The sequence below is a fragment of the Mucilaginibacter sp. P2_D11 genome (genome assembly GCF_056404435.1).
Map to the genome: position 1 here is coordinate 93093 of NZ_JBFUEA010000013.1, position 12020 is coordinate 105112.

Annotated in this window: 11 protein-coding genes; 9 read left to right on the forward strand and 2 right to left on the reverse strand. The window is 46.5% G+C overall.

Annotation, left to right across the window (positions count from 1 at the left end; genetic code table 11):
- The first annotated feature begins 184 nt into the window (after nucleotides 1–184).
- From AC1DXC_RS20120 to AC1DXC_RS20140, 5 genes are all read left to right on the forward strand, one after another.
- Nucleotides 185–1021, forward strand: a complete 837-nt coding sequence (locus tag AC1DXC_RS20120; RefSeq protein WP_477460976.1) for a hypothetical protein — start codon at nucleotides 185–187, stop codon at nucleotides 1019–1021.
- Between the two features lie 253 nt (nucleotides 1022–1274).
- The gene (locus AC1DXC_RS20125) at nucleotides 1275–2189 is read left to right on the forward strand and encodes a hypothetical protein (protein ID WP_477460977.1); all 915 of its coding nucleotides are present in this window, start codon (nucleotides 1275–1277) and stop codon (nucleotides 2187–2189) included.
- 162 nt (nucleotides 2190–2351) lie between these two features.
- Entirely contained in the window at nucleotides 2352–2966 is a 615-nt protein-coding gene (gene recR / locus AC1DXC_RS20130) for a recombination mediator RecR (protein WP_477460978.1), read from the forward strand.
- Nucleotides 2967–2972: 6 nt separating this feature from the next.
- Entirely contained in the window at nucleotides 2973–3809 is an 837-nt protein-coding gene (locus tag AC1DXC_RS20135; protein ID WP_477460979.1) for a glycosyltransferase family 2 protein, read from the forward strand.
- Nucleotides 3793–4608 carry an SDR family oxidoreductase gene (locus AC1DXC_RS20140; protein ID WP_477460980.1) on the forward strand — a complete coding sequence of 272 codons (816 nt, stop codon included), beginning with the start codon at nucleotides 3793–3795 and terminating at the stop codon, nucleotides 4606–4608. The genes AC1DXC_RS20135 and AC1DXC_RS20140 overlap by 17 nt, the downstream gene beginning before the upstream one ends.
- A 141-nt stretch (nucleotides 4609–4749) precedes the next feature.
- Here the strand turns inward: AC1DXC_RS20140 and AC1DXC_RS20145 are convergent, their stop codons facing one another.
- Entirely contained in the window at nucleotides 4750–5037 is a 288-nt protein-coding gene (locus tag AC1DXC_RS20145) for a hypothetical protein (protein WP_477460981.1), read from the reverse strand.
- Nucleotides 5038–5288: 251 nt separating this feature from the next.
- Nucleotides 5289–6227: an ion channel gene (locus AC1DXC_RS20150; RefSeq protein WP_477460982.1), complete on the reverse strand. Its 939-nt coding sequence runs from the start codon at nucleotides 6225–6227 to the stop codon at nucleotides 5289–5291.
- 211 nt (nucleotides 6228–6438) lie between these two features.
- Here AC1DXC_RS20150 and trpD point away from each other — a divergent pair, with 211 nt between their 5' ends.
- The 4 genes from trpD to AC1DXC_RS20170 all read left to right on the forward strand — a co-directional run bounded on the left by trpD (nucleotide 6439) and on the right by AC1DXC_RS20170 (nucleotide 12000).
- Entirely contained in the window at nucleotides 6439–7428 is a 990-nt protein-coding gene (trpD, locus tag AC1DXC_RS20155; protein ID WP_477460983.1) for an anthranilate phosphoribosyltransferase, read from the forward strand.
- Between the two features lies 1 nt (nucleotide 7429).
- Nucleotides 7430–8050 carry a phosphoribosylanthranilate isomerase gene (locus AC1DXC_RS20160; RefSeq protein ID WP_477460984.1) on the forward strand — a complete coding sequence of 207 codons (621 nt, stop codon included), beginning with the start codon at nucleotides 7430–7432 and terminating at the stop codon, nucleotides 8048–8050.
- Nucleotides 8051–8055: 5 nt separating this feature from the next.
- Nucleotides 8056–9237, forward strand: coding sequence for a tryptophan synthase subunit beta (gene trpB, locus AC1DXC_RS20165; RefSeq protein ID WP_477460985.1), 1182 nt, complete (start codon nucleotides 8056–8058; stop codon nucleotides 9235–9237).
- A 336-nt stretch (nucleotides 9238–9573) separates the two neighbouring features.
- Nucleotides 9574–12000, forward strand: coding sequence for an ABC transporter permease (locus AC1DXC_RS20170; protein ID WP_477460986.1), 2427 nt, complete (start codon nucleotides 9574–9576; stop codon nucleotides 11998–12000).
- The last annotated feature ends 20 nt before the right edge of the window (nucleotides 12001–12020 follow it).

Genomic DNA, 12020 nt, shown 5'->3' on the forward strand with positions numbered 1-12020 from the left:
GCGGTGAAGGAATACGCAATACCGCTTTGCTTATCCGATTGTCCTACTTAGAGATGGCTCTCCATAGCGTCAACTTTGCACACGGACACAAGCCGGGGACGCTTACTACAGCGATAGAAATAAAACTTCGTTTTATTAATTAACCAATCCGGAATTGCCTACATTGCTTCAAAATAATACACCAATGCCCGGCTTTATAAATACCGCCTTAATCCTTATCCTGGCCATTTCGGCATGCGCACAAAAGCCCGCGGATAAAGCAGCAGCAAGCCCCAAACCGGCCGCACCAAAGCTTAAAAACATTACTTACGCCAATGGCTCAACCAAAGTAATCCACGTATTCGTGGCCCTATGCGATAACAAATACCAGGGCATAGTGCCCGTACCGAAAGCCATCGGCAACGGGCAGGACCCGGAAACCAACCTTTATTGGGGGTGTGATAACGGCGTGCGCACTTACTTCAAAAAAAGCAAGGAATGGCAGCTGCTTAAAAAGGTGAAAATGAAAGGGATGATTATGGAGCGGCTAGTGTTCAAGCACCGCAGTAAGGATGCCTACCTGGTTGCCGATGCCTGGGATGGCCGGTCCATCGAAAGGACTACCGAAGATTTCTTGTATAGCTCTGCAGGGCAATTGAAAGATACCATCCATTATAATAAACAAGTTATCGGCATTGGCGGCAATGCGCAATTGCTGGCCTATATAGGGCACGATGGCTTGATGGATTTCGGCATGGCGGATAAATTTCACAATACCGACGGGCAAACGCGCGATTGCATCATTTTGGCCTGTATCAGTAAAAGCTATTTTAAAGGCTACATAACCACTGCCAAAGCCAATCCGCTGGTTTGGACAACCGGCCTCATGTGCCCCGAAGCATACACCCTGCACGATGCCATCACCGGCTACCTCAACAACGAGCCGCAGCAAAAAATAAGGAGCAGGGCAGTGGCGGCGTATGTAAAGTATCAGAAATGCAGCGTTAATGCCGCATCGAACTTGTTGGTATCGGGCTTATAGGTAGATTGTTCGGGCTGAAATTGGTGTGCGTTTTTTGAATGATTTTGAAAGAAATTCATTAATTAGGCGGATAAAAACGATTGTTTTTTGAAGGTTTTTGATGGTTTTTTCGTAATGTTGTTAGAACCGTAGAATCGTTAAATAAGCGTTCAAATAATATTTTTTATCTTTTTTGGCTTAACGCCAATGCTTTTAATACTTATATTTATTGTAGGGATTTTTAATAATTCAGCCTGCCAAAAAAATATTGCTGATGAGTTTGTTTTCATTTTTTAGTAGTAAAAACGCTGCGAAACCAGATTGGTCGCCATTTAGCAATGCCGATAGTTTTCAGCTTTTTATGAGCATAGTGGAATCTAATGTGCGTCCTTACAATTATCAAATCGATATCGATAAGGGCGTGATAAACCTTGCACTACAAGAGGGTTACACTGCAGTTGTTCAACTACAAAACCTCGCAAAAAAGTGTTTGACCGTTCAGCCATCAGAATACGAGCGGTTAATTCAGGCTTCGATAGGTGATTTAGTGCTGGAATTTACTAAAGACGCATCCGCAGGAATACCAATTAATGAGATGATAGATGAAATCGGTGTAAGAATATTACCGGCTTACATCTTTCAAAAGATGGCAGATAAATCCTATCTCGGATTTAACATTACCGATGATTTGTTTTGCTTTTTTGTGAGGGATGGACAACAAACTGTTGTAAATATAAGTGAACAACAAATACAAGAATTGGGAATACCGCTAAGCCAGCTCTTTACTATTGGCAGAGATAATATTCGAAATAAGTATCCCTATAAAATTGCCCTTGCTCAAAAACGCATGTATTTGATTAAGGCCGACTATTATTTTGCACCAAATATTTTGCTTGATATCGGTCAATTTCCTCAATTGTTGGGTGAATACGGATCGCTTGTGATAGTACCATGCGGAGCGACGGCATTGGTCTCTCCTATAAACGATTTCGCGGTAACTCAAGACGTGTTTATGTTGTCGGCGATTGCCGATAAGTATTATTCGGACGAGTCGGACCCAGTGTCGCGCAATATTTACTGGTATTATAACGAGGAATATACGCTTATTCCTTTTGATCATCAAAAACGCAATTTCGACTCGCTACCACAAAATTTCTTGCGGCTATTAAAAACTTTAGAGCAAGTTTGAATTGTCGTTAAGTATGTATGGGGATGTTCCAAAGTGTTCCGCCCAAAACTGTAACTATTTGATAATCAATACTTATTCAAAAATAAGTGGTCCACCTGCAAAAGTGGAACACCTGCCGTTTTATCGGTTAGCGAACTCATCCAAAATCCTTAAATTCGCCCAATGAATTTTTCATCTAAGCTGCTGGAAGATGCCGTTGCCGAATTTGCCAAACTACCGGGCGTGGGTCAAAAAACCGCCTTGCGCCTGGTGCTGCACCTGCTTGGCCGCGAAAAAGAGGAAGTGGCCCGCTTCAGTACAGCGGTAAATCGTTTGCGCAACGAAATACAGTTCTGCAGCACCTGCCACAATATATCCGATAGCGCCGTTTGCGAGATATGTTCTTCCAAAAAGCGCGATCATTCCCTGGTTTGCGTGGTAGAAGACACCCGCGACGTAATGGCCATAGAAAACACTAATCAGTATAATGGCGTGTACCATGTGCTGGGCGGCCTTATTTCGCCGATGGACGGTGTTGGCCCCTCTGATTTACAGGTAGATACACTTGTGGAAAGATTGAAAGACGGTGAGGTTAAAGAAATCATATTTGCCCTTAGCGCAACCATGGAGGGCGATACCACTATCTTTTACCTGCACAAGCGCTTAAAACAATTCGATATAAATATCTCAACCATTGCCCGTGGCATAGCTTTTGGTGGTGAATTGGAGTACGTTGACGAGATTACGTTAGGAAGGTCTATCGTAACCAGGGTTCCGTACCAAAATTCATTATCCTGATAGCTTATGAAACTCTCTGTTATTGTAGTTAATTACAATATGTGCGCTTTGTTGAAGGCTTCTTTAGACTCTTTAATAAAAGCATGCAAACATATTGATTATGAACTGATTGTGATTGACGATGCTTCTGCCGACCGCTCGGTAAAGATCCTGCAAAGCGAGTTCCCCAAAGCTGATATCATCGTGAACGCGAAGCATTTAGGTACTGCCAAAAGTCGTAACCTTGGGCTGACGCAAGCTAAAGGAGAGTATGTTTTACTGGTCAGTGCGGATACAATTACCGCCAGCAATGCGCTGGAGGGCACCCTCTCTTTTATGGATAACCACGAACATGCAGGCGGCGTAGGCATCAGGATGCTTACCCCACAGGGGCGTTTCCTGCATATATCTCGCAGGGGTTTCAACCGGGCCTGGGAGGCTTTTTTTAAGCTTACGGGGTTAGCGCGACATTTCACCAAATCGAGGCTGTACAAAAACGGCAAAGATAATTGGGTAGATGAATTCGAGACCGCCGAGGTTGACGTAATAAACGGCGCGTTCATGCTGTTGCGCCGCGCCGTGGTAAACGAAATAGGCGGGCTGGACGAACGCCTGAGCATGTTCGGCCATGATATCGACCTTTCGTACCGCATCAGGCTCGCCGGCTATAAAAATTACTATTACCCCAAAAGCTATATCCTCAACTTCCGTAAACAGCAAAGCGCCAAATTTACCTGGGACTACATCAGGCATTTTTATGGTGCTATGATTATATTCGCCGCCAAATACCTGTTCCGTATGCCCGAGATAAAAATACCGGGAGTACCGCAGCTGTTTGCCCCGAACTATGAACTGGAAAAATAAGGTAGTCATCATCACCGGTGCTTCGTCAGGCATCGGTAAAGCCCTCGCCATAGAACTTGCCAGCCGCGGCGCCAACCTGGTGTTGGGCGCGCGGCACTTCGTAAACCTCTGCACCATTGCTCAAAATATCGAAAGCCACCAAAAGGTACGCGCCGTTGCCGTGCAATGCGATGTTACCGTGGAACAGGATTGCGCAATGCTGGTAAAACAGGCCATGCTTACCTTCGGCAGGGTAGATGTACTTATCAACAACGCGGGCATCAGCATGCGGGCGCTATTTAAAGATGTAGACCTGAAGGTTTTTAAAAGCCTGATGGACGTAAACTTTTGGGGCACCGTCTACTGCACCAGATACGCCCTGCCTGAGATTACCAAAACTCAGGGCAGCATCGTCGCGGTATCGTCCATAGCCGGCTATAAAGGCCTGCCGGGTCGCGCAGGTTACTCGGCTAGTAAATATGCCATGAATGGTTTTATGGATGCCTTGCGGGTAGAGAATCTGAAAACCGGCGTTCACATTATGGTGGCCTGCCCCGGTTTCACCGCATCAAATATCCGCAATACTGCCCTTGATAAAAACGGCACCGAGCAAGGCGAAAGCACGCTGGAAGAAAACAAAATGATGACCTCCGGGCAGGTAGCCAAAATCATCGCTAACGGCATTGAAAACCGCAGCCGTACCCTCATTATGACCACCCAGGGCAAACTCACTGTATTCCTAAGCAAATTCTTCCCCACGTTTTTAGATACACAGGTTTATAAGGTGTTTGCGAAGGAAAGGAATGCGCTTTTGAAGTAGTTCATAGTTGATAGTTCATAGTTCATGGTAGGAGTTCATGGTTCGTAGTAGGAGTTTCCCCCACCATGTCATCCCGAACGAGCGACGCAGGCATGTGCGCGGGGGCGAGGAGGGAACTTATGCGGGATGCGAATCACCGCTTCACAGCGTATAATCAAAAAGAGCCCCCTCGTTTACAAAAACTTGTACGTGATAGAAATTATCCGCAGATAGCTTGTATTCAAAAAACACGGTGATTTGATTTTTTCCATATTCTATAAAGAAAAAATTCTCCAATCCTTCTGACGCGTTAGTGTCCACTGTTATCTTTAAGGTTGCTCCTGATTTCAGCTCCTCATAATAAAAACCTGGTTCTAACACCACAAAAAGCAGTTCATCGGTAGTGTTGGTGAGCCTCAAATTGAGCTTCTTTACTGGATCTGTTTCCATTTTTTAAATCTAAGTTTTGTCATCCCGAACGAGCGGCGCTGGAATGTGTGCAGGGGCGAGGTGGGAACTCATACAGTGTGCAGGCCCGACAAGAAAATACCACCGTCATCCTGAATTTATTTCAAGCCCCCATCATAAAAGTGGCCACCATGCTAACGCGCTTTGCATGACGGCGACCTGCCGTGTGGGGTACCGAAACAAGTTCGGCATGACGATGAGTAACCACCTGCAAAGACCAATGAACCAGTGAGCTAATGAACGAATGAACTAACTTTACTCATATCCAGCACTATCCTTCCTTCTTCATCCCTTTCAAACATCGGCACAAATTTGGCATCCCAAACCATATCGGCGTAGGTGTAAGAAGTGCGCGAGTGCACGGTTTGCGAAAAGGTATCGTCGAAAGCTTTGAGTAGGACGGAGAATGATGCCTGGGTGCGTTCCAGTTCTTCGGCGGTGATATCGGCGAGGGGGCTGTTCTCATCCAGCGGGTGTACTATCGTCCAGTTGAGGGTGAGGATGCTTACTTTAGAGCGTTCCAACTCCAGCGGGAAGAAACGGCGGGTTGCTTTGCCATCTACGATTTCGTTGTAGGAGAAAACCACCTCCACCTCTAAATCGATAAGCACGTTCTTCCGCAGGTTCGACATACGAAACATCAGGCCTTTGCCATCGCCCCGGTAAGGGCTCACCAATAGGTTCTCGCTGTAAACAATTTTGGCCGAGGGTTTTGAGAACCGACCATACAGCAAGCCCGTAGCCAATGCGAAGGCTAACAAGCCAATCATCGATTCGATAGCCGCTACGCTGTTGGCCACCACGCCGTGCGGACTGAGATGCCCGTAACCCACCGTAGAAATGGTTTGCGCCGAAAAGAAAAAGGCATCCAAAAAATGGCCCAAGCCGTTTGTGCCGGTAGAGCCATCAAGACTATCCATGCCTATCAACGTATAAATGCTGGCAAAGAACAGGTTGGCGAACAAATAGCCGCTCAGTATGATTACCCAGAATTTCCCCCAGCTCATTTTGATGAGCGTATGGTAATTATCGGCGGTATTGAAAGGGGAGAGGCCTTTGCGCCGCACGTTTACCGAGCCATCTTTATTGATGAGCGGCTGGCTTTTAATTACCGGCTGCGGGCCGAAGCCAAGGTCGTTCTCGGGGTTTACTTTCTGCTCTTTTATCGCCATATCAATTCGGGTGCTGGGCTATGCTCGTAAAATTATCATTCTGCTTGCTTTTAGTGAAAAGTATTTCCATATTTGCCATACAAAAGAAAATGAAAGCATTGAACAACAATTGGTGGTGGCTTAACGAAAATTCGTAAGGCAGCCTCATTTTTTGTTTTTTACAGATATACAGAAGGGTTGCCGCAAGGTAGCCCTTTTTTTATGCCCAGATATGAAACAGATACTTAACCATCTATTCGAACACAAAACATTCAGCCGCGAGCAATCGAAAGAGATTTTGAAGAACATCGCGCTGGGTAAATACAATAACTCGCAAATGGCCGCGTTCATGACGGCCTATTGCATGCGCAGCATCACCGTGAACGAGTTGGAGGGTTTCCGCGACGCTATGCTGGAGCTTTGCCTGCCCATAGACCTGCAGGCGGGCGAACTGATAGACCTTTGCGGTACGGGCGGCGATGGCAAGGACACCTTCAATATCTCTACGCTGGCATCCTTCGTAGTAGCAGGAGCCGGTTATAAGGTAGCCAAACACGGCAACTATGGTGTATCCTCGGGCTGCGGCTCATCCAACGTAATGGAGCACCTGGGCTACGTGTTCACCAACGACGTTGATAAGCTGAAAACCAGTATCGATAAAGCAAATATTTGTTTCCTGCATGCGCCACTGTTCCACCCGGCTATGAAAACCGTTGCGCCTATCCGCAGGGAACTGGGCGTTAAAACGTTCTTTAACATGCTTGGCCCAATGGTAAATCCTGCAAAGCCGGGCAACCAGCTGGTAGGGGTTTTCAACCTGGAACTGGCGAGGGTGTATGCCTACCTGTACCAAAAATCGGGTATCAAATACACCATATTGAATGCATTGGATGGTTACGACGAGATATCGCTCACCTGCGATTTCAAGACCTTTTCTGCCGAAGGCGAAAAGATAAACACCATAGAAAGCCTGGGTTTCGAGAAATTACAAGAGAGCCAGATAACAGGCGGCCACACCGTGGCCGATTCGGCAGATATATTCATGAAAGTGCTTAACGATGAAGCTACCAAAGCGCAAACCAGCGTGGTGCTCAGCAATGCGGCCATGGCCATTAAAACCATGTCGCCAGGCAAAAGCTTCGCCGATAGTTTTTATGAGGCCGAGCAATCGTTGGTAAGCAAAAAAGCGTTGCAAAGTTTCAAGAACCTGATTGCCAATTAACATGAGAGTAAAAGTTTGCGGCTTAAAATACCCCGAGAATATAAATGCCGTAGCGGCGTTATCGCCGGACTTTATGGGTTTTATATGCTACAGCCGATCGCCCAGGTTTATAGGCGAATTGGATGAGGATATCCTGGCCCTGCTGCCCGACCATATCCTTAAAACTGGCGTGTTCGTAAACGCATCTATCGAGCGGGTGAACAAAACCATCAATAAGTACGATTTTGAGGCGGTGCAACTGCATGGGGTAGAAAGCTCTGAGTATTGCGCCATGCTGCGCAGCAAAGTCATTGTAATAAAAGCCTTCGGTGTAGATGAGCAATTCGATTTCGGCAGGTTGGAAGCTTACGCGAACAAGGTGGATTTTTTCCTGTTCGATACCAAAACGCCGGCGCATGGTGGCTCGGGCCTGAGCTTCGACTGGGCCGTACTGAACCAATACACCGGCGATACCCCTTTCTTTCTATCGGGTGGCTTAGGCTTGGATAACCTGCACGAAGTGGGCAACATTAAGCACCCCATGCTGTACGGGGTAGATTTGAACAGTAAGTTCGAGTCGGCACCAGCGATAAAGGACATAGATAAACTAAAAAAGGCATTCAATACTATCAAAAATATTTAAGAGCGATGAAATACGGAGTAAACGAACAGGGCTACTATGGCGATTTTGGTGGGGCCTACATCCCCGAGATGCTATACCCCAACGTAGAAGAACTGCGGCAGGAATACGTGAAAGTAATGGAAGACCCAAGCTTCAAGGCAGAATTCGATCAACTGCTGCGCGATTATGTGGGCCGCCCTTCACCCTTGTATCATGCCAAAAGGTATTCGGAAAAATATGGTGCAAACATCTTCTTTAAACGGGAGGATTTGAACCACACCGGTTCGCATAAAATAAACAATGCCATTGGGCAGATATTATTGGCGGCCCGCCTTGGCAAAAAACGCATTATAGCCGAAACCGGCGCGGGGCAGCATGGCGTGGCCACAGCAACCGTTTGCGCGTTAAAAGGCATCGAATGCGTGGTGTACATGGGCGAGATAGATATGGCACGGCAGGCACCCAACGTATCGCGCATGAAGATGCTGGGCGCTAAGGTAGTGCCGGCAACATCGGGCAGTAAAACGCTGAAAGATGCTACCAACGAGGCCCTGCGCGATTGGATAGGCAACCCGGTTGATACGCATTACATCATCGGCTCGGTAGTTGGCCCGTACCCATATCCGGATATGGTGGCCAAATTCCAGTCTATCATCTCCCTCGAAGCAAGAAAGCAACTATTAGAGCAAACCGGCAGCGAATTGCCACAATACGTAATGGCCTGCGTGGGCGGTGGCAGCAACGCCATGGGTATGTTCTACCATTTTTTGGATGATGAAAGCGTAAAGTTGGTAGCCGTAGAAGCAGCAGGGAAAGGCGTGGATAGCGGGCATTCCGCAGCTACCACTTTCCTGGGCAAAGAGGGCGTATTGCACGGCAGCCGTACTATATTAATGCAGACAGCAGATGGGCAGGTAGAGGAACCATACTCCATTTCCGCAGGGTTGGATTATCCCGGCATTGGTCCGCAGCATGCGCACCTTTATAAAATAAACCGCGCCAAATACGTCAGCATCACTGATGATGAGGCCCTGCAAGCCGGCCTGCTTTGCTCGCAGATGGAAGGCATTATCCCCGCTATAGAAACCGCGCACGCGCTGGCCTACCTGGAGAAGATGACCTTCGAGAAAGGCGATAATGTAGTCATCTGCCTATCGGGCAGGGGCGATAAGGATTTGGATACGTATATCAAGTATTTTGGGTATTAGAGATAGATGTGCAAATTTTAGATGTGCAGATTGACACGCTACACTCAGCGCCACGTCATTATAAGGAGCGGCGCGAAGCGCCGCCATCACCACCGCGTCATTGCGAGGAACGAAGCAATCTCCCGATAAGCAGGGCGACCTGCATGGCGGCTCTCCCTACGTAGAGATTGCTTCGTTCCTTACAGCAATGACGTGACGGTTAGGTGTATCATAACCGAACACTAACTGTTACGCTTACGGACAATTCTTATAATACCGATTGTTTGCAAGTTATTGACAATAAGTTACTTACAAAACTGGTATAGCTTTTAACTTTGTTAGGCCAAAATCGGCCTTATGTTAAAAAATTACTTCAAAATAGCCTGGCGTAATATCCGTCGCCATAAAGGCTATTCCATCATAAATATCTCCGGCTTAAGCGTGGGTATTGCAGCTTGCCTGCTCATATTCGTTATCCTGCAGTTCGAGCTTAGCTTCAACACCAGCTTTACTAATTACAAAAGCCTTTATCATGTGGTAACACAGCAAATGGGCGAGGATGGTACCACCTATAACCCGGGCGTATCCGTTCCTGCGCTCGATGCTTTGCGCAACGATTTCCCGCAGGTAAAATTTGCTGCGTTGAACTCCAGCTATGGCAGCCAGTTAACTGTACCGGGGAACGATCCTACCAACGCCGCCAATGATAAAAAGTTTACGGAGCCTATTGGCGTATTCTTTATGGAGCCGCAGTTCTTCGATATTTTTCATTTAGACTGGATGGCCGGCGATAAAAGCGTTTTAAAGCAGCCAAATATGGTAGTGATAGACAAAAGCACCGCTACCAAATACTTTGGCGACTGGAAACAAGCTGTTGGCAAAACGCTGAAAATGGATAACGTTTTAACGTTGAAAGTAGCCGGTATAATAGCAGATGCGCCGGAAAACAGCGATTTTCCGCTAAAGATAATGGTATCTTACATTACCTGGAAAGACCATCCGAAAGACTATAATTACAGCAACGAATGGGGCTCGTTAAGCAGCAACCACCAAATATTTGCCCAACTACCGGGAAATATGACGGCTGCAAATATGGATAAGCAACTCATAGGCTTTACCGCAAAGTACAGCGAGGATAAAACTAAAGTAACCCGCGCGCATTTTTTACAGCCTTTGGATAATATGCATTTTGATACCCGTTTTGGCAACACCATTGGCGACCATAGCACCAGTATGGCAACGTTGCGCATACTTGGGCTTATTGCCATACTTATCATCGTAATGGCATCTATCAACTTTATAAACCTGTCTACCGCGCAATCGGTAAGTCGTTCAAAAGAAGTTGGTATCCGCAAGGTGTTGGGCAGCACCCGTCAGCAGCTAATCTTCCAGGTAATAGGGGAGACTACACTTATCGTAGTATTTTCAGTTTTAATTGCTATCGCAATAGGCAAACTCGCATTACCATACCTTAAGAACATTGCCAGCGTGCCTGATGACATCGGTTTATTTAACATTGGCACCGTGCTGTTCCTGTTGTTAACCACACTGGCGGTTATCGTGTTATCGGGTATATATCCTGCGCTTATCGTATCCGGCTTTAAACCTATACTGGCTATCAAAAATAAAATCACAGCAGCTTCGGTTGGTGGCATCCCTTTACGCAGGGCCCTGGTAGTTGGCCAGTTTGTTATTGCGCAGTTCCTCATCATCGGTACGCTGATAGCTGTTAAGCAAATGAATTATGTTAACGATGCCGACCTGGGCTTTAATAAAAGCGCAGTATTGATATTGCCAGGTTATACCGATAGCATCAGCCTGGGCAAAATACAAACCTTTAAACAGCAACTGCTGCAAAACCCGCAGGTAAAATCGGTAAGCTTTGCTTCGGATCCACCGTCGTCAGAAAATAATTGGGGGTCTAATTTTTATTACAACAACGATAAAAAGGGCGCAACGTTTGCTACTTTCCTGAAATATGGCGATGCCGATTACTTTAAAACTTTCGGCTTTAAATTTGTGGCCGGTAAAGGTTACGACCCTGCCGATACCGTTCGCCAGGTGGTAGTTAACGAAACACTGATACACAAACTGGGCGTAAAAAGGGCTGAAGATGCTATTGGAAAAACGCTGAAAACAGGCGGCATGAGATCATGGGCAACTATTACCGGCGTGGTGAAAGATTTCAAAACTAATTCCATGCGCGATGCTGTTAAGCCGATAACTATTGCGCCACTCAAGCAATTCGAATCATTGGCTGCTGTGAAAATAGAAACCAGGAACCTTTCTAAAACAACGGCCGATATCAAGGCCCTATGGGAGAAAACCTATCCCGAGTATGCCTATACCGGCTACTTCCTTGATGAGAATATTGCGAAATTTTACGAACAGGAAAACAAGCTGGCATTGGTGTATAAGATCTTCGCCGGCATCGCTATTTTTATTTCCTGCCTTGGTTTATACGGCTTAGTATCGTACATGGCAGTGCAGCGCACCAAAGAGGTCGGCGTACGCAAAGTGTTAGGCGCATCGGTTGCCAACATCGTGTTTATGTTTTCCAAAGAATTCTTACTGCTGATAGGTATTGCTTTTGTAATTGCTGTGCCTGTGTCCTGGTACATGATGTCGGAGTGGCTGCAAAATTTTGCATATCGAATACCCATTACACCCGGCGTGTTCGTGCTTGCCATTGTAGGTTCCATTACCATAGCCTGGCTAACCGTAGCCTACAAAGCCGTAAAAGCCGCACTGGTAAACCCGGTGAAGAGTTTGAAGAGTGAGTAAAGTAGATTCAAGAAATTAGA